The 19,708-nt window shown below is 55.9% G+C and carries 20 protein-coding genes; 7 read left to right on the top strand and 13 right to left on the bottom strand.

The window, feature by feature from the left end:
* Window positions 1–22 precede the first annotated feature (22 nt).
* On the top strand, window positions 23–1,936 hold the full coding sequence (locus ACYQ04_RS05180) for an ATP-binding cassette domain-containing protein (RefSeq protein WP_460127864.1): 1,914 nt from the start codon (window positions 23–25) through the stop codon (window positions 1,934–1,936).
* Here ACYQ04_RS05180 and mrtA read toward each other — a convergent pair.
* The 3 genes from mrtA to ACYQ04_RS05165 are packed head-to-tail and all read right to left on the bottom strand — an operon-like array spanning window position 1,904 to window position 4,482.
* The gene (gene mrtA, locus ACYQ04_RS05175) at window positions 1,904–2,494 is read right to left on the bottom strand and encodes a CPBP family archaeomyxosortase MrtA (protein ID WP_460127862.1); all 591 of its coding nucleotides are present in this window, start codon (window positions 2,492–2,494) and stop codon (window positions 1,904–1,906) included. The two genes, ACYQ04_RS05180 and mrtA, sit on opposite strands and share 33 nt — an antisense overlap.
* Window positions 2,495–2,497: 3 nt before the next feature.
* On the bottom strand, window positions 2,498–3,400 hold the full coding sequence (locus tag ACYQ04_RS05170) for a hypothetical protein (protein WP_460129900.1): 903 nt from the start codon (window positions 3,398–3,400) through the stop codon (window positions 2,498–2,500).
* Between the two features lie 41 nt (window positions 3,401–3,441).
* Entirely contained in the window at window positions 3,442–4,482 is a 1,041-nt protein-coding gene (locus ACYQ04_RS05165) for an FKBP-type peptidyl-prolyl cis-trans isomerase (protein WP_460127860.1), read from the bottom strand.
* A 111-nt stretch (window positions 4,483–4,593) separates the two neighbouring features.
* Between ACYQ04_RS05165 and cysS the strand changes: the two genes are divergently transcribed.
* Entirely contained in the window at window positions 4,594–6,024 is a 1,431-nt protein-coding gene (cysS, locus tag ACYQ04_RS05160) for a cysteine--tRNA ligase (protein WP_460129898.1), read from the top strand.
* Between the two features lie 28 nt (window positions 6,025–6,052).
* On the opposite strand, the gene ACYQ04_RS05155 is transcribed toward cysS, so the two are convergent.
* The 7 genes from ACYQ04_RS05155 to ACYQ04_RS05125 form a co-directional block, all read right to left on the bottom strand.
* On the bottom strand, window positions 6,053–8,527 hold the full coding sequence (locus ACYQ04_RS05155) for a hypothetical protein (protein ID WP_460127858.1): 2,475 nt from the start codon (window positions 8,525–8,527) through the stop codon (window positions 6,053–6,055).
* 22 nt (window positions 8,528–8,549) lie between these two features.
* The gene (locus ACYQ04_RS05150; RefSeq protein ID WP_460127856.1) at window positions 8,550–8,816 is read right to left on the bottom strand and encodes a hypothetical protein; all 267 of its coding nucleotides are present in this window, start codon (window positions 8,814–8,816) and stop codon (window positions 8,550–8,552) included.
* Between the two features lie 133 nt (window positions 8,817–8,949).
* Window positions 8,950–9,528: a hypothetical protein gene (locus ACYQ04_RS05145; protein ID WP_460127854.1), complete on the bottom strand. Its 579-nt coding sequence runs from the start codon at window positions 9,526–9,528 to the stop codon at window positions 8,950–8,952.
* A 121-nt stretch (window positions 9,529–9,649) separates the two neighbouring features.
* Complete coding sequence (locus tag ACYQ04_RS05140) at window positions 9,650–10,639, bottom strand: SPFH domain-containing protein (protein WP_460129896.1); 990 nt, start codon at window positions 10,637–10,639, stop codon at window positions 9,650–9,652.
* A 1-nt stretch (window position 10,640) separates the two neighbouring features.
* Entirely contained in the window at window positions 10,641–11,135 is a 495-nt protein-coding gene (locus ACYQ04_RS05135; RefSeq protein ID WP_460127851.1) for a hypothetical protein, read from the bottom strand.
* A 9-nt stretch (window positions 11,136–11,144) separates the two neighbouring features.
* Window positions 11,145–12,041 (bottom strand): hypothetical protein, encoded by an 897-nt coding sequence (locus tag ACYQ04_RS05130; RefSeq protein WP_460129894.1) that lies wholly within the window; start codon window positions 12,039–12,041, stop codon window positions 11,145–11,147.
* 1 nt (window position 12,042) lies between these two features.
* Window positions 12,043–13,035 carry a hypothetical protein gene (locus ACYQ04_RS05125; RefSeq protein ID WP_460129892.1) on the bottom strand — a complete coding sequence of 331 codons (993 nt, stop codon included), beginning with the start codon at window positions 13,033–13,035 and terminating at the stop codon, window positions 12,043–12,045.
* 195 nt (window positions 13,036–13,230) lie between these two features.
* Between ACYQ04_RS05125 and ACYQ04_RS05120 the strand changes: the two genes are divergently transcribed.
* From ACYQ04_RS05120 to ACYQ04_RS05110, 3 genes are read left to right on the top strand one after another with little or no spacing between them, the layout of a single operon-like run.
* The gene (locus ACYQ04_RS05120) at window positions 13,231–13,542 is read left to right on the top strand and encodes a hypothetical protein (RefSeq protein ID WP_460127849.1); all 312 of its coding nucleotides are present in this window, start codon (window positions 13,231–13,233) and stop codon (window positions 13,540–13,542) included.
* Window positions 13,539–14,333, top strand: coding sequence for a hypothetical protein (locus ACYQ04_RS05115; RefSeq protein ID WP_460127847.1), 795 nt, complete (start codon window positions 13,539–13,541; stop codon window positions 14,331–14,333). Before ACYQ04_RS05120 ends, ACYQ04_RS05115 begins: the two co-directional genes overlap by 4 nt.
* 1 nt (window position 14,334) lies before the next feature.
* A complete protein-coding gene (locus ACYQ04_RS05110; protein WP_460127845.1) occupies window positions 14,335–15,108 on the top strand; it encodes an oxygen-binding di-iron domain-containing protein in 774 nt (257 codons plus the stop codon).
* Here ACYQ04_RS05110 and ACYQ04_RS05105 read toward each other — a convergent pair.
* The 3 genes from ACYQ04_RS05105 to serK form a co-directional block, all read right to left on the bottom strand.
* Window positions 15,096–15,761: an HAD family hydrolase gene (locus ACYQ04_RS05105; protein ID WP_460129890.1), complete on the bottom strand. Its 666-nt coding sequence runs from the start codon at window positions 15,759–15,761 to the stop codon at window positions 15,096–15,098. The two genes, ACYQ04_RS05110 and ACYQ04_RS05105, sit on opposite strands and share 13 nt — an antisense overlap.
* Window positions 15,762–15,801: 40 nt before the next feature.
* Window positions 15,802–16,233, bottom strand: coding sequence for a DUF835 domain-containing protein (locus tag ACYQ04_RS05100; protein ID WP_460127844.1), 432 nt, complete (start codon window positions 16,231–16,233; stop codon window positions 15,802–15,804).
* 165 nt (window positions 16,234–16,398) lie between these two features.
* A complete protein-coding gene (serK, locus tag ACYQ04_RS05095; RefSeq protein ID WP_099210699.1) occupies window positions 16,399–17,127 on the bottom strand; it encodes an L-serine kinase SerK in 729 nt (242 codons plus the stop codon).
* A gap of 163 nt (window positions 17,128–17,290) precedes the next feature.
* Between serK and ACYQ04_RS05090 the strand changes: the two genes are divergently transcribed.
* A complete protein-coding gene (locus tag ACYQ04_RS05090; RefSeq protein ID WP_460127842.1) occupies window positions 17,291–18,436 on the top strand; it encodes a DUF763 domain-containing protein in 1,146 nt (381 codons plus the stop codon).
* 72 nt (window positions 18,437–18,508) lie between these two features.
* Complete coding sequence (locus ACYQ04_RS05085; protein ID WP_460127841.1) at window positions 18,509–19,636, top strand: DUF2079 domain-containing protein; 1,128 nt, start codon at window positions 18,509–18,511, stop codon at window positions 19,634–19,636.
* Window positions 19,637–19,708: the final 72 nt, after the last annotated feature.

Here is a 19,708-nt window from a genome sequence, read left to right as displayed (position 1 = left end):
CCCTATTTATCCCGGTGATTCCATGCTCATAAGGGGAAAAGTTACGGGTAGCGAAATCCCGCGCTTCAAGCACCGCTGGTTCGGAATCCTCGAAGTTGAAGCTGATGGCGAAAAGTACCGCCTCTACATGACGGGCAACGTCGCCCAGTGGTTTCTGAACGGCGATGAGGTTGAAATTGAAGTCCTCCATAAGCCAAAGGAGAAGGACGGCGTCAAGGTTCTCGACTTCGACGATTATAGGCTGTGGAAGTTCTACGAGGGCGATAGAATTCCCGTATGGCCACTCTTCGAGAAGGAAGTCGAGGCCAAGCGCTACTCGCCTTTGACCGGCGAGCTCCTCTACACCTACAAAATCAGGGCGAGGGAGGCGAAATACGAGTCCGACTTCGAGGCGATTGCCGAGCTGGAGCAGTACCACTACGCGAGCCAGAAGGAGAAAGTTGCCCTGTGGCGCTGTGAGAACGGCCACATCTTCGAGGCGAACACCAAGGGGAAGTGCCCAATCTGCGGGGCCGAGAGCCACATACTCGAGATAAAGGGCTCGACCCCGGCGTCGCGCTTCCTCATCTTCGAGCTCGTGGAGAGGGAGGAGTACGAGCCGAGGATTCTCAGCTACGTCCGCGTTGACCCGCCGATACCGCTCATGCACCGCCGGCTTCCGAACGGCGAGGTGGAGAAGAACATCCGCGAGAGGGTCTTTCCCGAGGAGTGGTTCCACCCGGCATTCTGGCCGGAGCGCATAATGAAGGAGCTCTACGAGGAGCTGAAGAGGAAGTACGGAAAGAAGAGAATCGCCCGCTCCTACCTCTGGGAGCAGGCCAAGTGGAGGGCTTTGGCAGAGACCAATACAGCGGGCGCGAGGATAGCGAGGGTCGTCGTTCACCCCGACTACCGCTCCGACGGGCTGGGGCAGTTGAGCGTCAAGTCGGCCCTCGAGTGGATAGCCGAGCGCAGGATTCCCGAGATGCGGAAGAGGAAGCACATTGTTGAGACCATAGCTCAGATGGCCCGCTACAACCCGTTCTTCGAGAAGGTCGGCTTCAAGTTCCTCTGGGAGACCGCGAGCGGAAGACCAGTCCTCTTCTATCCGCTGACTGAAGAGGCAAAAGAGTACATCGAGCGCTTTTTGAAGGAAGACCCCTACGCTCCAAAGGACGGAAGGCTCTGGAAACCCAGCTACGGAAAGGTTGAGCCCTTGGCCGGACCGATAAGGTTTGTCAACGTCAGCAAGGTCTTTGAGAGCGAGCTCGACATAAAGGGCCTGCCCGAGGAGATTCAGGAACTGCTGAAGGCCTTTGGCGTCAGGCACCGCATAATCCAGAGACCCGTTTTACGGAATTTGAACTTCGAAATCCTGCCGGGCGAGCTTATAGCCGTTGTCGGCGCGAGCGGGGCCGGAAAGACAACACTGCTGAGGCTCATCCTCGGCTCGGCCAACGGCTGGTGGGAGGAGCGTTTTAGACCGACGGAGGGTGAGATTGAGGTTCCGGACAACGCCAAGGTCTCGGTGATGATTCCCGGTGAGTTCGAGCCGACCTTCGGAACGGAGAGCATCTTGGAGCACGTTTACAGGAAGATAGGCGACCTCAACGCCGCCGTGGAGATACTCAACAGGGCCGGTTTGAGCGACGCCGTCCTTTACAGGGCAAAGTACGGCGAGTTGAGCACGGGCCAGAAGGAGAGGGCGAGGATAGCTTCGCTTTTGGCAGAAAAGCCCAACCTGCTCCTGATAGATGAGTTCTCGGCCCACCTCGACACGCTGACGGCGATGCGCGTTGCAAAGAAAGTCGCCGAGATAATACGCGAGGCTGGCATAACTGCCCTGATAATCACCCACAGGCCCGAAGTGCTGAAGGCCCTCGACCCGGACAAGGTGCTCTTCGTGGGCTACGGAACGGCCAGGCTAAAGAACGCAAAGGACGTCGAAAAACGCTGAGCCGAGCCAGTGGAGGAGGAAGCTCGGGAGGAAGCTCTCCCCTTCCAAATCCATTTTTGCAAAGATGATTCCGGCCACCAACGCGTAGGGCACCTCTATTCCGGGCTTCCCTATGTGAACGAGCGTGTAGGGAATGTCCTGGAGGACTATCGCCAGCCACTCGTTCTTTCTGGCGAGGGGGAAGAGGAGGAAGCCCCTGTAAAAGGCCTCGTGGGCGAGCATTATCAGCCCCATGCCGAGCTCCCCGAGGAGGAAGCTTCCCGGGCCCGAGTAGGAAAAGACCGGGTAGTAGTTTCGCATCGAGGGAATTGTAGCCCCGTATAGGCTCAGCGGAATCGAAAGGGCGAAGAGCAGGAGGAACAGCTTAACACCCTTGCGGTTTGGGGGTTTGAGTCCCAGCTCCTCTGGTCTGAAGCCGAGGGCCGTTGAGATTGCCAGGGGAACGAGCAGGTAGGCAACGAGAACAATCAGAACGTGCCCCCAGAAAGAGGCCGGGATTAGCCAGGGAACGAAGCTCAGGGGAAAGAGAAGGACGTAGAGAAGCGAAGCTCTGTCCATTCTTCACACCATGAAGCTTATCTGGACGGTGTTGGCATAGCGCCTGACCTCGATTCCGCGGTTTGTGAAGGCTATGCCTATCTCAAGGGGCCTCTTGGGGTTCGCCCTCCTGATGACGCGGATTCCGACCTCGTCGCCGATTCTGTCCTTGTTGAGTCTGTTGATGTAGTCGTAAAGCAGTCTGAGGAAGTTCCGGTAATCCTGCATCTCCTCCAGGAACTCCCTCTGCTCCGGGTTTAGCTTGGGGTATAGGTAGCGGTGGAAGAACCAGTCAAAGGAGCTGTAGGTCTCTGAGGCATGGGCGAAGAGGAGCTTGTAAAAGTCTACGTTCTTGTTGCCGAAGGCCGAGTCCATGTACTCGATGGCCTTGCCGAGGTAGCTCGCGGCCTCGCTAAGCTTCATCCTTATGAGTCTCACGTCGAGGTCGTTTCCCCTAAGCAGGAGCTGGATGTAGCGCCCGCCCCCATAGTCCATGTAAATCGTGTTGTAGAATAGCACCAGACTGGAGGGGCGAACCGTCATGTACTGAGTGAGCCTTCTTATGACGTCCGAGAGCCGGTTCAATCCCCGTGGGTCCCCGATGAGGAGCGCCTCCATTCCATAGAGGTTTTCGTGGATAACAACATCGTTGTCGAGCCAGAACTCAACCTCCCTCCTCCAGCCCGGCATGTTGTAGCGGTTCAGGATTCTGAGGTCAAGTATCGAAACGGGAACCTCCTTCTGAACCCCGCCGAAGCGCTTCTTGAAGATGACGACGGGGTGATAGCCGCTCGTAGGGTTGAGGTACGATACTGGAATCTCCATAACGCGCCTGAGGGCCAAGAGAGCGTCCCTAATCTTCGGAACATCGTCCTTTGTGAACCTGCTTCCCAAGTCCTGAAGGAGAACCTCAAAGCGACTCGCCATGCGCACCCCCAGAAAAGAAATGAGGTTGGGGGTTAAAAACCTCACTCCGACTTCTCTTCCTTCTCCTCTGCGGCCTTGGTCTTCTTCTTGCTGGTGGTCTTCTTGGTGGTCGTCCTCCTGGTCTTCCTGCCCTTGGTGCTCTTCCTGGTTCTCTTCTTGGGCTTCTCTTCATTCTCCTCAGCCTTCTCCGCTTCCTCCTTCGGCCCCTCGCCCTCTTCCTTCTCCTCGGCAGGCTCCTTCGTCTCCTCCAGGGCGGTCTCGGTGGTCTCCTCGGTGGCTTCGGTAGTTTCAGCGGGCTCGGCCTCTTCGGGCTTCTCCTGCCCTTCAACCTTTTCCTCGGTGGCCTCTGCTTCGGCTTCGGCCTCCTCGGGTGGCTTGAGGAGCTCCTCGATGTTGGGCTTGAAGGTTATCTCCTCGTAGCCAAGGAACTTGAGGTCGCTCTCGAGGAGCATCTCGCCGATGGCCAGCGTTCCCCTGTCGACCTCGTCGAGGACCGGGGTGAAGTCAACGACGACGTCCTTCTCGCCGACCTCGATGACGACCTTGTTGGCGTCAATCCTCGGGAGGCGGAGCTCAATCATGGCCTTGACCTTCTCTATCGGGTCCTCAATCTTCTCGACTATCTCGACCTCGTAAACCAGGTGCTTGCCCGCGTAGGGGTGGTTGAAGTCGACCCTGACGCGACCTCCGCTGACGGTGAGAACCCTTCCCTTGAGCTTCCTTCCGCCCTCGGTCTCAATCTCGACCGGCATTCCTGGGAACGGGATTATGCCCTGCCTCCTGAACTGGCCGAGGGTGAAGGTCTTGATGAGCTTCCTGTCGCGCCTTCCAAAGCCCTTCTCAGGCGGAATCTCTATCTCGTACTTCTTGCCGACCTCAAGGCCCTCCAGGGCCTCATCAAGGCCCCTGAGGACGTGGCCGGCACCGACCGCTATCGGGACCGGACCGTAAACGCCGTTCTCCTTGTAAATGCCAGCCTGCTTGGCTATCTCTTCATCAGTAGTGTCGAAAATCTCGCCGGTCTCCTTAATCTTTCCTGTGTAGCGGAGCTTTATGACGTCTCCCTTCTCAACCTTGACCATCTTTACAACCCCCTTTTTCGGGCTCTAACCGGAGTTGTGGAGTTGGTTTTTAAGCTTTCCCGCAACGATAAGCTAATAAAAAGGCCCTCCCAAAAGGCCCCGGTGGTGGGAATGGCGATTAGGATATACAACACCCTCACGAGGCAGAAGGAGGAGTTCAAGCCCCTTCGCGAAGGCGAGGTTAGAATGTACGTCTGCGGTCCGACGGTTTACGATTACCCCCATCTTGGCCACGCGAGAACTTACATTGCCTTCGACGTCGTCAGGCGCTACCTCGAGCACAAGGGCTACACCGTTCTAATGGTCATGAACTTCACCGACATAGACGACAAAATCATCAAGCGTGCCAACGAGACCGACGAGGACCCGAAGGAACTTGCGGAGCGCTTTTTGAGGATTTTCCTTGAGGACATGAAGGCCCTGAAGGTCAAGCCGGCCGACGTTTATCCCCGCGTCACCGAGCACATGGACGACATCATCAACTTCGTGAAGAAGCTGGAAGAGAAGGGCTACGCCTACGAAGGCTCTGACGGCGTTTACTTCGAGGTCAGGAAGTTCAAGGACTACGGAAAGCTGAGCAAGATAAAGCTCGAGGACCTCGTTAAAGGCGCGCGCGTCGAGCCCGGTGAGGGGAAGAAGAACCCCGAGGACTTCGCCCTCTGGAAGAAGGCGAAACCCGGTGAGCCCAAGTGGGAAAGCCCCTGGGGCGAGGGAAGGCCTGGCTGGCACATAGAGTGCTCCACGATGAGCAGTAAGTACCTCGGCGAGAGCTTCGACATCCACGGCGGAGGAAACGACCTCATCTTCCCGCACCACGAGAACGAGATAGCCCAGAGCGAGGCCTGCTTCGGCCACGAGTGGGTTCACTACTGGATGCACACCGGTTTCCTGATGGTGAACGGCGAGAAGATGAGCAAAAGCTTAGGCAACTTCGTAACCGTTAGAGAGCTTCTCAAGCGCTACGACCCGGAGGTTATAAGGCTCTTCGTCCTCCAGAGGCACTACCGCTCGCCCCTCGACTACAGCGAAGAGGGCATAGAGCACGCCAAGAACAACCTCGAGAGGCTCTACAACACTCTCGAAAACATCCGCGTGGCGATGGAGAAGGCGGAGATTTCCTTCCGCTGGGACGAGCCTGAGTTCAGGGCCTACGAGGCCATAAGGGACGCCAGGAGGAAGTTCTATGAGGCGATGGACGACGACTTCAACACGGCCGAGGCTTTGAAGGCGGTCTTCGAGGTCAGCAACGCGGTCAACCGCTACCTCACCGAGGTGGAAAGGCCGAAGGAGAGCATCCTCAGGAAGGCCTGGGAGTTCTTCAAGGACGTCGGCGAGGTTTTCGGTCTGTTTGAGGACTACTTCATGGAGCAGAAGGCCGGAAACGAGGAGGAACTCATAAACCTGCTCGTTGAGGTAAGGAGTCAGCTCAGGAAGGAGAGGAAGTTCGATTTGGCCGACAAAATCAGGGACGAGCTGAGAAAGCTCGGCATCCAGCTGGAGGACACACCGCAGGGGACGGTCTGGAAGAGGATTAAGGTTTGAGCGTTCTTTTTAAAAATTTAAAGGGACGTCACCAGGGATACCTGATGACGTTACCCGGCCTAACCTTCTCCTCTATGAACTGCTGGAGGGGAACCCCCGTCCAGCCGCTCACTCCCTCTCCCGTGAACTTCGCTATCCTCATGCCCGGCGCGAGGCTCTCAAGGTGCTCGAGGAGCTTCAAGAGCCCGTCGAATGTGAAGGTCGTCCTTATCATGCCGTCGTTGTACGGTGGCCAGTCCACGAGCATCGCCCAGCCGTTCTTTGTGATAATCTTCTCAAAGACCGCATGGGGAGTATTCTCAAAGTCGTTGAACTGATTGTTCCACTTTAAGTTGTTAATCGTGCCGTACTCCCTTCCCATGAACACCGGGACGTTTGCATGACCGCCTGGCCTGTCTGTGTGTTGCATGCCTGCGATGTAGTATTCAAGGCCCGGCACGTCAGCCAAGCGGAGTATTCCAGCCGCCATAGCGGACATCATTATGCAAATACCACCGTGACTTAGGAGACCATCGTCTATTGTCATGAAAAATATCTCTGAATTGAACCATAGATAGAGTCCCGCTATGCGTAAGTTCACACCTTTAATAACGTACCACTGCCTGTCCCCGAAGACTATGCTCATCATGGTGTCGAGGCTCTGGTTTTCCAGTTTCCTCATGAGTCCAGCAATCATCGCTGTTCCGGGGGAAAGTTCGTTGCTTATCACTGCTATGTATGTGTCTTTGCAGTGCATTATATTTGGACCATATCCCCAATATATACTGTTATTTGAATTGATACTCCATAGTTGGTACTCATGGGGATATAGTATCTTCATTATCTTTGGATAGTACTGCCACGATGCTACATGAAGTCTCGCGGCAAAGTACAGAGCCCACAGCTCATCAGTTTCGTTGTTGAACTCCGTGTTTTCCTTCAGGACCTTTATAAGGCTCCGCTCCTCCTCCGTTAGGTTGGGGAGGTCGTCTTTGGTTGCGTACATCCTCACGACCTCGGCGAGCCCAGGGTCCTTCGAGGTGTCGTTCCTTCCCATGAGCGGGTACCAGACGTAGCGGTCGTTGAACACCAGCACGACGTTCTTGGGCTTATCGTTCACAACCTTTCCGTCGTAGCGAACGAGTTTGACGGTTCCACCCGATTCGTAGGCGACGAAGGCGCTTCCGTTCCCGGTAACGACGAGGTACGGGTTCACTCCCTCGGACTTGTACTTGAAGTAGAGGAACTCTGCCATCGAAAGCGGCGTCGCCCTCCAGCCGGCGGCCTTCAGCGCCGAGCCGAGGAAGTAGAGGCGGAGGTCAATGAAGGGGAGGAACGCGGAGGTGTTGTAGTAAATCTCGCGGTATCTGATTGGCTTGAACTGGGTTATACTGAACCGCGCCCATGAGAACTTGTCGGCGTAGCCTTCGTTTATCTTCTTCTGTATCTCTTTGTAGAGCCGCTCTTCTTCGTAAAAGTTGTCCGTCCTCACCATGTAGTAGTCCCACATGCCTGGATGTGTCGTGAGGAGTTCGTTGAAGAGCTCGTCCGCCTGGAGGTATATCTCCGGGTGGTCCACTGCGAGGGTTCTCGATTCGTATATCGCGTACTTGTACTGGGGCAGTTCCCCGGCTTTCTCGGCTATATCCATCCACGCGTTGAAGTGCATTGTACGAACGAGTTCCTTCCAGGACTCCGTCGAGCGGAGTTTTTCAAAGGACTGCTTTGTGAAGTAGTCCATCGACAGAACAACGTTGTCCTTCCAGACCTTTGTTTCCTTCGATTTCTTTACGTTTATATCAAAGTATCCGCTTTGCGACGGGCCGTACCTAAGCGTTATAGCCTTCTCAAAGAAAACCTGCAGTTTAAACCTTCCCTGTGAGTCTACAATACCGCTTCCCGCCTTGCCCACCTGGCAGTAGGCCACCTGAACACGATAGCCGACGGCGGGGTTTACAAAATCCAAGGTCAGCACGCCGGAAATCGTTCTGGGCTTGAGGTTTTTCACCTGGAGGGCCCTAGCTTCAAAATGACTCCCATCACTTGCGTTGAACTCGAAATCAACAAGACCTGCCCCCTTTGAGAAGTAGGCAACTCCCCTTCCCCGGAGGTAGTCCCACCTGACGGACGTGCCGTCGATGTTCACCCGTACGCACTCTTTGCAGTGAACGCCGTTGACGGTTACGTTGCCAAGCAGAGTTGCTGTGTACCATGCGGACTGCCAGCTCCAGGATGAGCCGTTTTCGGTCGAGAGGGGCAGATAAATCAGGTACCAGTAAAGGGCAGGAAGCGCTGAAGGACATCCGGCTCTAATGTAGATTGCATTCTTAATAACTCCGCTGATTGCAGAATCCCTAAAATAGCCTGTACCGTTTATCCCCGTGAACGTCAGCAGAAACTCACCCGGGGACGCGTATTGAGAAACGACCTCAACCGTGTAGTTTAGGCCCCTTTTCTCGTCCGTCATGCGGTAGAGGATGTAGTGCCCCGGGTTCGTCGGAAAGTATTCCACGAAGTTTATCATGCCCTCGTTCGACTGCTGTGATTCACTTGGAGTGCTTGTGGCGTTCGAAGTCTGAGACTGGTTCTCGGGGACATTGGAGGACGATGCAGGTGGAGTGGAGGTCGTTGTCTCGTTTTCCGCTATCTGCGGGGTGGTCGTGGTTTGGGTCTGCGAATTCTCCAGATTCTTTGTTGCGGTTGTAGTGGAGGGGGAGGGGCTTGAGGTTGACGAAACCTGAGACGTACTCGACGAAAACGTGTGTGGAGTTGTGGACGTCGTTTCCGTGGCTACCTGACTCTGACTGAGGCACATGGAAACGAAGGTCATGGCAACCACAACTATCAGAATTGCGGCGAGGGTCTTTTTCCCCATTGTTACCACCCGTTGGTAGTCCTTCACTGTAGGGTACTGATGAATAAAAATATTGCTGAGTATCCAATAGGTCACACTGACGTCATGTTTAGGTTAATGGAATCAACGAGGCCGAGAACGATTCCTGCCACTATCAGGACGGCGGTTGCGGTTTTCATGGGTAACCTAAGAGCAACGGCAGGCAGAAGAGTCCGAAGGAGAAACCCGAGCGGGGACGTGAAGTCAACCCACCACAGAGGAGGCTTTTTTAGGCTGGAGAGTGCGTCTTCAACGCTACCCTCGAAAACGTCGGTGTTGATTACCCCTGTGAGGACCCCCATCCTCGTTTCGACTTCACTTGGGTAACTCCCAACGTAAACGAACCTTGGCAGTCCCCTGGAAGGGACTTTGATTGTCCTAAACACCTCCGCAAACCTTTCGTCGTCAGTGAACACGCTCGTCCTCCTAACTTTTACCTCGAAGGGGGCGCTTCTGATGAAGGGCAGAATCCTGACCTCTCGGTAGACTCGATACAAAACGACTCCAAGCCCCATGAAGAGCGCCATCACGAGCGCAAACGTTGGAGAAAGTGGTTCAAAGACCCAGAGAAGGAGGAGCATGAATCCAACGTTGAGGCCGATGAACTCTGGAACCGCCTCCATTTCAACCACCTATTGAACCGCCTAGGGAAGTGATTAAAAAACACTCACGTACGTATTTAAGTGTTTCTCCCAGTTGCTGGGAGTTTTCTATCGGCAATTACTGTTGACATCAAGGGGAAGAAAGAAAGGCTCACTCAATCTTCGCACCGCAGACCGGGCAGAACTTCGCCCCCTCCGGAACTATGTGACCGTTGGGACAGCGCTTGATTTCGTGCCCGCAGTAGGGGCAGAAGCGCGCCCCTGGTGGAATAGGTTTGCCACAATAGGGGCATATCTCCTGTTGCGCTGGCTGGGAGGGAGCCGTTTGCTGTGGTTGCTGGGGAGCTGGAGGTGCGCCGGCATAGGGCTGGGCCGGGGCCTGCTGGGCCGGTTGCTGGAAGAGCTGGGGAACGAGCACCATTCCCGTCCCGACACTCGCGCCGGGGCTCTTGCCAAGTTCCGCCGCAACCTGCTTCACTGTGTCCATCTGCATAACCGCCTGAGCATTGCCCGTCTGCATGAGCCAGAAGAGCCTCTGGCGCCACTCATCGGTAGTGTTAACGCCCTCAATCTTAACATCGACCAGCTCGAGGCCCAACCTGCGGAAGTCCTCCATGAGCTTTATCTTCACCTGAGTGCTGACCATGTCGAGGTTCTGGAAGAGGTCCACTATCGAGTAAGCGCTGAGATGCTTCATCATGCCCTCGTTGAAGTAGGCCCTGATGAACTTGGTAACGTCACTGGCATCATACAAGCTCTGACCGCCGACAACCTCGGTGATGAAGAGGACCGGGTCCGCAACCTTGAACCAGTAGACGCCGTAGTACTTGACCGGCGCTAATTCTTTCGTCTGCGTTTCGCCACCGTAGCGCCCCTGGAACTGCTTCATGCTGACGAAGATTATCGTTGCCTTGAAGGGGCTGTTGCTCCCGCCGACGAGCTTGTATAGGAGTGGCAAATTCTGCGTCGTCAGCGTGTGCCTTCCGGGCCCGAGAACGTCGTAGATTTTGCCGTCGCGCATGAAGACTGCCACTTCGTACTCGTGGACTATGAGCTGGGCACCCCACTTTATGACCTCGTTCGGGTACCTCCAGATTATCTCGTCCTCACCGGGGTTGACCCATTCGATTACCTCAACCATATCACTCACCCACCGCGAAACTCATCCTCTGGTTAAGAACCTCTTCAAAGTTCACGAGCTTGTCATCGAGGTTGAGAACCGCAATGCCAAGGGCCTGGGGATTCGCCACCTGGGCGTTTAACGCTTTGGCCTCGTTAAGTATCTCCTCAGCGAGCTCAATCATCTTGGCGTCGTACTCGATGAGCCTTTCGAGTTCCTTCTCCTTGAACTTGACCCGGTCGAAGTAACCGCGGTAGCCGGCCTCGGCGTGCTTCACCCTGCTCTCGAGCATCATGAGCTTCTTCCTCAGGTTTTCAATGCCCATCAGCTGTTGGCAGTTCACCATGGCGCATCTCTGCAGGGCCCTCTCAAGTTCCCTCTTTGCCTGTCCCAGAAGGTCGGCCACCTTTCCCCTAATCAGCCTGTCGTCTTCCCTGAGGAGTTCTTTCTTCTTGTAGCCGTGGAATCCGGGCACGATAAGTTCAAGCTTCTCCACAATCGAGGTTTCCTTCCCCATCTTATCACCTCAAATCGGCTGGAAGTAGAGGTTTCCGGAGCGACCCTTTATTACACCGCTCACGATTCTCTTCTTCACGGCGCCTTTAGAGCCTATCCCCCACGCGCCGACCGCCCCGGGGATTAGGCCACCCAGCAGGCCGAAGGGCGTTCCGAAGATTGCCGACGCTATGAACCCGAGAACCGCCCCGGCCCCGATTACGCCCATCGCCATCGCACTGGCTTTCTTTCTGGCACCGCTTTCAAGGGGGTATTCTGCCGAGATAACCCTTCCATCGGTTCCGTCAACGTAGCCCCAGTATTCCTTTCCGGCATACTCATAGCGGAGCTCCCAGAGCGGGTAGTGGACGAGACCCAGGTAGCGGACTTCGAGTTCGAGCTCGTCTTCGCTGACGCTCTTGTCTTCCTGCCTCGCCTCTCCAATTAGGGCGTTTATCAGCGCAACCCTCGCGAGCTCTTCGGCCTTCTCCTTCGGAACTTCGGGCTCGTAGTAGTAACCCTTCTTGACGACGTCCTCACTGAAGAAGACCTTGCCCCTAATCGGGAACGGGTAGCCCTCAAGGAGGGTCTTAAAGGGCGAACCCGCGGGAATCCCCATGAACTGAACTTCCTCAACGGTCGGCCAGAGCCTGCTCCTTCCGTGCAGGTAGAAGAAGTAAACCGGAACCCAGTGAAGTTCTTTCTTGGTTATCTTCGCCCCCGTTATGTCGGCCGGAGCGCCGTACTGCCTTGAGAGGAACTTCAGCAGAACACCGCCGGCGTCCTTCTTCATCGGCGGGAAGAAGAAGTGCTCACCGGTTTCCTTCGTATGGACGTGGAAAGTCGTCCCGCAGTAGGGGCAGGTGGCGACCTCAACGGTGTCGGGAACCTTGAAGGTCGCGGAGCACGTGGGACAGGTAACCTCCATTTCAACCACCCCTCTCAACGCGCTGGCCCTCGAGGATCTTGAAGCCGAAGTACCCGCTCAGAACCGAGCCGAGCCCTATCGCTATCCCCGTCAGCGCGTAGGCGCTCGCCGCGGCACCGTAGGCCCCACCGATGGCCCCTATCAGGATTCCGAGGGCGACGCCACCCATGTACTCCGCCCGCCTGAGGGTTGACATCGGTTCCGTCGAGGCGACCCTCTTCCCGTCCCAGCCCGCGAAAACCGAGTGGTATATCGAGTTCTCGAACTTGTAATAAACCGTCCACATCGGCAGGAGAACGAGACGGGTGTTGCTTGGTTCCTCGGCCTTTACGTCAAAGCGGTCTATCCTGTCGGCCTTGGAAGAGTAGCGGTTTCTGATAACGTCTATCGCATCTTCGCGCATCATGAGCTTTGCCTGCTCTTCGTCCATCTCCGTGTTGAGTATCTCCAGCTTGAGCTTTTCCCACTGCCCCTCGTCGAGGTCGAGCAGGCGCTTTTCTTCCGGCCTCGTCTTGGAGTAGTGCTTTATGATGTCGTCAACACCGAAGCTCGCCACCTGCCTTCTGGCCGGGCCTATCAGGTGCAGGGTCTCGCTCACGACGTCGTGGTAGTGCCTCTCAACGGTGTGGCACCGCGTTTCCGTGTTTCCCTCGCTGTCGGTGTAGGTTTCGCACTCCTCCTCGCGGACGGTGTAATCCACATCACCGCTCACGTAGACGTCCCCGACCCAGTACGGTGCGTAGTGACCCTCAACGCCGACAACCTGAATCGAGTCCTTAATCCGCTTGAGGTCGAAGTCCTTCTCGACCATACGCCAAAACGCTTCCGCGATTTGGTTCTTGTTGAGCGAAGGAACAAGGAACATGTCCTCAGTCCTGAGGTTTCCGGTCAGGTGGTTCGGAAAACCGCAGTACGGACAGACGGCAACAATCGTTTCGGGGGTCACCTCAAGGGGTGCCCCGCATCGTTCACATTTGAAGGCCTCCATGGGCATCACTCATCTTAGTTATGTTGAAACTCCTTTTAAGGATGTCTTAAGGGGCTTCGAACCTCACTCAAACATCCGGTTTGAACTTCAAAATTCGAACTTTTTTCTAAGTCTTGGCAAATATAGAAACCAGAAGGTTTAAGAAGCGAACTTCTTGATTTTGGTTATGAATCTACAAGTGCGTTTAGGTGATGGGCAATGATGGTAACAGGAACTAAATCATCTGGAAGGGGCACATTCTTATGGAGAATCAATCCCTTTGAGGTTATAGCTTCAATCTGGAAGGACGTCGTCGAGGGCTCCAGGGTCGCGGTTCCCCATGCCGTAGGCACAATGAAGACGAGCCACGGTTCAGTGGTGGAACTCGAACTCAGCGTGGTTCTATACTCCTCAGAGAGGCGGCTCGTCGTGAAGGACGGTGACGAGGTGCACTTCCTGTTTCCGGTGAGCCCAGCCGACGGCCCAGAGGGACTCTACGTCAAGCTGATAGAGGCGCTGGGGATAGTAGCATGAAGCGCAGGGAGACCTCCGTTAAAATAAATGCTGGCATGGATTCAATCGATTCAATCCTCCACGACCCGGCTCAGTTCATAACGAACTGGCCCTACGTGGTCAAGGTGGGGGGCAGAAACCCGGTCGTGGCCGAGATAATGCTACCCCGCTTCGTCTTCAAGTTCAGGGACACCTACGAGTTCGAGTTCCACGAGGACTACAACAGCCACATCTACGAGGGAAGGGGAAAGAGGGGCAACCTGACGGTCGTGATAACCCTCAAGGAATGGCAGAAGTACGTTTCTGCCAATGTGGAGCTCTCCTACTCGGGCAGGGGGGAGTTCCTCCTCGGGAAGACCCTGGAGATACTCGTCGAGGGGATAGCCAGGAACCTTAAGGAGCTGGCGGAGGCATCAAAACCCGTCGGGGTAAGCCGGAGAACTGAAGAGGCGGTGGTGGGAGTAGATTTCTCCGACCCCATGAGCGTCGCCAATTTCTTAGCCAAGGCCAAGATGGTTCACAGCGGTCTACACGTCATCCCTGAGGGAGGCTTCTTCAACGTTCTCAACGAGATTCTTGAGAAGGCGGGCAGTGAGGTTCTCTACCTCTCGGGGATAACGTCCGACGGGACCAGCGGTTTCAAGGTGCTCGTCAGGGGCAGTCAGGTTCTGGCCGTTGAGTTGAGGAACGGAAGCGAGGTTAAGACCCTCAAGGTTGAGGGAGAGGACGGTGTTAGGGAAGCCGTTGAGCTCCTTTCAAAGGTTTCCGGGGCCTACATGGTGAACGCGTGGGTCCCCGCTGGAGGTGTTTGAGATGATTAGGAACATGAACAGCTACCCGCTCTACGACGACGGTAGCCATAAGGTTTACTGGCTTGGAATTGAGGAGAGCGAGGACGAGAAGGGAATACTGACCAACCAGTACCTCGTCATTGACGGAAACGAGGGCGCGCTTATAGAGCCCGGCGGGTTCTTCGTGTTCTCCCGCGTGCTCAAGAACGTCTCCTCCCTGATTCCGCCGACCCAGATTAAGTACCTCATGTACTCGCACCAGGACCCCGACGTAGTTGCGGGTCTAAACCTCTGGTTCGAGTACGCGCCGCTGGCGAAGGTCGTTATCTCGGAGCTGTGGGTGCGCTTCATTCCGCACCTGGCCGTAATGAGCGCCGGCAGAACCGTCGGAATCCCCGACAGGGGTGCCGAGTTCAAACTGGGAAGCTCGACGATAAGAGCGGTTCCTGCCCACTACCTCCACAGCCCGGGCAACTTCGTCTTCTACGATGAGAAGAGCGGAATCCTGTTCAGCTCGGACATTGGAGCCGCTGCATTCTCGAAGGACGAGTGGTACCTCTTCGTTGAGGACTTCGACGAGCACACAAAGCACATGGAGGGTTTCCACAGGAGATATATGAGCTCAACGAAGGCCCTTAGGGCATGGGTCCGCTCGGTAAGGAAGCTTAAACCCAAGATGATAGCGCCGCAGCACGGGGCGATATTCAGGGACGAGGACGTTGGCAGGTTCCTTGACTGGCTTGATTCGCTTGAGGTCGGGATTGATGCCTTCGAAAATGAGTTCTACGGGGACTGAGTCCCCAGCTTTTTTACGAGCTCAAGCAACTCCCACAGGTTTTCGACGTAGTAGTCGGCCCCCTCAACCCGGCCGAAGCGGGTGACGTTGACGACCCTGGCGCCTGCACGATGACCGGCCAGAACGTCGTGAACGCTGTCCCCCACGACGAGAACTTCCTCCGGCTTCAGTCCGAGCGCTCCAAGGGCCTTGTTTATAAGGTACGGGCTGGGCTTGACGCCGTCGATGTTGGAGTAGTCCTTGCCGACAACGACGTCGAAGAGCCCCCTGAGGTTGAAAAGGTCGAGAACGAACTCGGTGTTCTCCTGCGAGGCGTTGCTGACCGCGGCCATCTTGAGGCCGAGCTTTCTCAGCTCCCCGAGCGCATCAACGTCCGGAAACGCCTTTATCTTCCCCTCCCTGGCCATCGCCTTCCGGTACTCGTTGTTCGCCCTGTCTATGACCTTCCACATCTCGACCGGGTCTATGCCGAGTCTTCTCACGTAGCTCCTCGGGAGCTCGCCGCTGACGGTCTTCCTGTATGCCTCGTAATCGATTTCTATCCCCGCCTTCTCGAGCGCCGGCTTAACCCACTCCTCGAACCACTTCCTGTGGTCGTAGCCCTCGTAGTAGACGAGGGTCTCGTCAACGTCGAAGATTAAACCGCGGAGCATCTCAACCCCCATGGGGAGTTAGAAGAGGGGGTTTAAAGGCCTAATCCTCCAGCCTCTTCAGAAGGGCGAACTCCCTCGGGTCCCAGGCGAGTTCGTCGGTGACGAGGTAAACCCTGCCTCCCAGGAGAATCGCGTAGTCGCGGACGTCGTTGAGGAACTTCACAACTGCAGTAAAACCGTTGTGGAGCGCCAGGTACTCCGGACACGCTATGACGACCGCTTTATCCGGGTCGCTCTTGAGGCTCGCCACGATACCCTCAAGAATCCTGTGGAGCTCCCTCGGGCCGAAGAAGCCCCTCGCGGCGCTCACTGTCACGAGCTCCCACCCTGGCGGGACCCTTGCACCGGCCCTGCCGATGACGACCGCCCTCTCTTCGGGAATCTCCTTGAGGGAGTGAACTATTCTGAAATGCCCCATCCCAGGCTTGTCCACAAGGGCCCCCGCGAGGAGGGGAGCGAACGCCTTCAGCATCTTCCCACCGTCCAGTTTTGGGAGTTGGAGTTTATATCCCTTTTTTGTAAGTGGTTATGTAGGTGCATCCTCGGTCAAGGCCGATTTCATCACACTTCAGCCGGTTAATCCATCGTCATCGGAGCTAATGAATAAAAGACACAAAATTTAAAAACTTGTTGGAACTCAGAAGAGTTCCTCGAGCTTGACGTCAATCTTGTCCGGGTTGAATGGAAGCACGTGCCTCGTGGTTTTCGGTGAGAAGACCTCTCCGCGCTTGACGAGCTCCATAACGTCCTCCTTGGTCGGGGCCTTCCTGATGAAGACGTAGTCAATCTCGCCCTTGGCCATGTCCTCCCTCGCGTCCTCCTTAAGGCCGTAGTAGATGAGCTCTATCCTGCCCTCCTGGTTCATCTCGTCGAGGACCCTGCTGACTACCTTCTGCTCGTCGAGGCCTCCAGGGATTGCAAAGCTCTTCTCCCCGACTATGGCGAAGGCAACCTCACCGCGCTCGGCCTTCTCCTCTGCCTCGGGGTCCTCAACGACCTCAAGGCCCTCCTTCCTGAGCCTTTCTATAACCTCATTGAGGTCGCCCTTGAAGGCCGGATACCAAGTGTAGACCTTGACGTCGTCGCTGAAGTAGTCGAGTATGACCGAGGGAGCGCGTTTGGCGCCGAGCTTCTGAAGGCCGGCCCAGCGGTGGTGGCCATCAACGATGAGGTACTCATCCGTCCCCGGAATCTTCGCGAGGAGCATCGGCTTCCAGAAGATGCCGCTTCCCGTAACGCTCTCGATGAAGTCCTCGAGCTCCTTTTGAACGAGCTGCTCGTGGGGCTTCATCTTGTCAAGCTCGATAAAAACGTAGTCAACCTTAACGGTCGGGATGTCGTACTTCGGAACCTTTTCAACTCCCATGGCAAACCCCCCGTGACTATGCAGATGGAAATCGAACCGCTCAATAAAAAGCCTTTCCGTTGAAAATTCCAACACTTTTATGGAGAATCATTGAGGTTTCTGAGTGTCTCTCGAAAATTCTCCCGCAAAAAAAGTTAAAACCTCGAAGGGTTATCCAACTCAGATGAGGAACGTTGCCGAACTGCCCCTTCACGGTGGCCACGTTCCCGCGTGGCTCGCTCAGAGGATGAGGAAGCTAACGAGACTAGTTCTAATACTCGCCGTTGACGAGTACGGGACGAAAGGCCTCCTCGAGAGGCTCTCCGACCCGGTTTGGTTCCAGGCCTTCAACAACCTCATCGGCATGGACTGGGACTCCTCGGGCTCGACGACGGTGACGGTGGGCATGATAAAGGAGGCCCTCTCGCGGGAGGAGCTCGGGGTTAAGGTCGCCGGGGGGAAGGGAAAGGCAAGCAGGAGAACGCCGGAGGAGCTGAAAACCATAGCGGAGCGCTACGACCTCGACCCGGAACCCTACATCCGAACGTCCCGTCTCGTCGCGAAGGTTGACACCGTTGCCTTTCAGGCAGGTTATCAGCTCTACCACCACGCCTTCCTCCTCGACAGGGAAGGCAACTGGGCGGTGATACAGCAGGGAATGAACGAGAAAGCCAAACTCGCGAGGCGCTATCACTGGTTTGACGCCGAAACCTTCACCTTCGACCCCCACAAGGCGATAGCGGGAATCCGCGCCGAGTTGGCCCTTAACACCGTCTCAAGGGACTCCAGGGAGTTTCAGAAAACACTCCTCGACCTCGTGAGCGAGGGGCCGGAGAAGGTGGCGCGCGAGGTTGAGACGATAAAGGCCATCGCAAAGGGCTATCGACCGCTGGTGTACTACCGTCCGAGAGACGTCGATGAGATGGCCATTTTAAAGCGCTACGAGAGCCTCGGGAAGCTGGAGCTCAACGCGAGGGCCCTTGAATTCGCGAGGGAAATGGGCGTCGGGAACTACGAGGAACTCCTTCTCCTCAAGGGGCTCGGGCCGAGCACGCTGAGGGCCCTCTCGCTCGTGGTCGAGCTGGTCTACGAAACGCCCCCAAGCTGGAGGGACAGGGTGACGCACCCACCGGACCCCTTCAAGTTCACCTACGCAGTTGGCGGAAAGGACCGCGTTCCGTTCCCGGTCGAGAGGGGAACCTACGACGACCTAATCTCCTTCCTTGAGAAGCTCGTCGAGAGGAACCGCGATGAGCGGGCACTCGTTAGAAACGTCGCGAAGATTACCAGAAACTGGAAGTTTCCGGAGGACGAGAAACGGCCAACGTAACGCGGTTGTGGTGGGTTTATAAGGGTCCGACCGCATCCGTCCGTTGGCCGTCTTGGCAGGGGGAGCTGGGTCATGGCTTCGAAGTACGTTAAGGCCCTCTGGGTGTTCGTGGTCGTTTACATCGCGTTCTTCTCTGCTTACTCCGTGTTCAGGCTCTACGCCTTTGAGCACTTCTACGCGCCTGGGTACGTTCTCTGCGATACGCACACGTTTTACAGCGACTTGATAAACACACTCCATGGGAACGGCTTCTTCTACAGTCCCTACGAAGGAACTTCCCACTTCGCGGTTCACAACTCGCCCATCCTCTTCCTCCTCCTTCCAATTGTCGCGCTGTTTCCTCACATCGAGACGATACTCGTTGTGCAGTCTATCTTCATAGGGCTCGGTGCAGTTGGCCTCTTCTATTTTGCCAGAGAGGTGTTAAAAAGCGAAAAATCGGCGCTACTCCTTGCCTTGATGTACCTCATAAACCCCTTCGTTCACGGGATAAACAAGGCAGATTTTCACGCCTGTGCTCTGGCGATTCCCTTTGCCTTTCTGACCGCGTACTTCTACGAAACAGGGAGAACTAAGCCCATGCTCGTGTCGGCGACCCTCGTGCTCTCCGCAAGGGAGGACGCCGGGCTCTTCCTCATCGCCCTCATGTGGATGGGGATTATGCGGAAGGATTCCCCAATGGGTTCACTGAAACCGCGCACTTGGTTGAGGAACCGGCTTGAACTGACGATGGTTCTCCTCGCTGTTCTTTGGATGGCCGCTAGCTTGGTTCTGATATTCTGGTTCAACGGGTGGGTCCCTCCGAGATGGATGGCCCGCTATCACGGAACTCCCAACTTCCTGAGGGAGAGGGGATGGTCCTTTGTGGCGTTGGTTCTTCTCTCCATGGGGTTCCTGCCCCTCCTCCAACCCCGTTTCCTCATCCCATCCGCGCCCCTGTGGGCGGAGCTCCTCCTTGGGGCTTCCTGGGCCATGGTTAGCTACGACTTCTACTATACCTACATGCTCGTGCCGTTTCTCTTCATCGTCTCAGTCTACGCTGTCTCCGAGAACCCACGGATGCTGAGAAAGGGATTCTTAATAGCGCTCGTTTCATCCATTCTGTTCTCGCCTGTCTACGGGGTCACCAGGATTGGGCCCTACGACAGCGTTTACTTTTGGGCGAGATTTCTCGGCAGGATGCTGCATGGGATGGGCTAAAACGCAAACATCCCATGCTCTCTGCGGGACAGCCGTGCTTTGCAAGGACTGCATGCCTTAAGGATGGCGTGA

The sequence above is a fragment of the Thermococcus prieurii genome (assembly GCF_054657655.1).
This window is presented reverse-complemented; position numbering and strand designations above follow the sequence as displayed.

Excerpts from the sequence above, each read along its gene's own strand:
- ACYQ04_RS05100 (WP_460127844.1), bottom strand. The coding sequence starts at position 16,233 with ATGCTGAAGGCGTTCGCTCCCCTCCTCGCGGGGGCCCTTGTGGACAAG.
- mrtA (WP_460127862.1), bottom strand. The coding sequence starts at position 2,494 with ATGGACAGAGCTTCGCTTCTCTACGTCCTTCTCTTTCCCCTGAGCTTC.
- ACYQ04_RS05165 (WP_460127860.1), bottom strand. The coding sequence starts at position 4,482 with ATGGTCAAGGTTGAGAAGGGAGACGTCATAAAGCTCCGCTACACAGGA.
- ACYQ04_RS05180 (WP_460127864.1), top strand. The coding sequence starts at position 23 with ATGCTCATAAGGGGAAAAGTTACGGGTAGCGAAATCCCGCGCTTCAAG.
- ACYQ04_RS05135 (WP_460127851.1), bottom strand. The coding sequence starts at position 11,135 with ATGGGGAAGGAAACCTCGATTGTGGAGAAGCTTGAACTTATCGTGCCC.
- serK (WP_099210699.1), bottom strand. The coding sequence starts at position 17,127 with ATGGGAGTTGAAAAGGTTCCGAAGTACGACATCCCGACCGTTAAGGTT.
- ACYQ04_RS05140 (WP_460129896.1), bottom strand. The coding sequence starts at position 10,639 with ATGGTTGAGGTAATCGAATGGGTCAACCCCGGTGAGGACGAGATAATC.
- ACYQ04_RS05155 (WP_460127858.1), bottom strand. The coding sequence starts at position 8,527 with ATGATAAACTTCGTGGAATACTTTCCGACGAACCCGGGGCACTACATC.
- ACYQ04_RS05120 (WP_460127849.1), top strand. The coding sequence starts at position 13,231 with ATGGTAACAGGAACTAAATCATCTGGAAGGGGCACATTCTTATGGAGA.
- ACYQ04_RS05130 (WP_460129894.1), bottom strand. The coding sequence starts at position 12,041 with ATGGAGGTTACCTGTCCCACGTGCTCCGCGACCTTCAAGGTTCCCGAC.
- ACYQ04_RS05170 (WP_460129900.1), bottom strand. The coding sequence starts at position 3,400 with ATGGCGAGTCGCTTTGAGGTTCTCCTTCAGGACTTGGGAAGCAGGTTC.
- ACYQ04_RS05085 (WP_460127841.1), top strand. The coding sequence starts at position 18,509 with ATGGCTTCGAAGTACGTTAAGGCCCTCTGGGTGTTCGTGGTCGTTTAC.
- ACYQ04_RS05125 (WP_460129892.1), bottom strand. The coding sequence starts at position 13,035 with ATGCCCATGGAGGCCTTCAAATGTGAACGATGCGGGGCACCCCTTGAG.
- ACYQ04_RS05115 (WP_460127847.1), top strand. The coding sequence starts at position 13,539 with ATGAAGCGCAGGGAGACCTCCGTTAAAATAAATGCTGGCATGGATTCA.
- ACYQ04_RS05105 (WP_460129890.1), bottom strand. The coding sequence starts at position 15,761 with ATGCTCCGCGGTTTAATCTTCGACGTTGACGAGACCCTCGTCTACTAC.
- ACYQ04_RS05090 (WP_460127842.1), top strand. The coding sequence starts at position 17,291 with ATGAGGAACGTTGCCGAACTGCCCCTTCACGGTGGCCACGTTCCCGCG.
- cysS (WP_460129898.1), top strand. The coding sequence starts at position 4,594 with ATGGCGATTAGGATATACAACACCCTCACGAGGCAGAAGGAGGAGTTC.
- ACYQ04_RS05110 (WP_460127845.1), top strand. The coding sequence starts at position 14,335 with ATGATTAGGAACATGAACAGCTACCCGCTCTACGACGACGGTAGCCAT.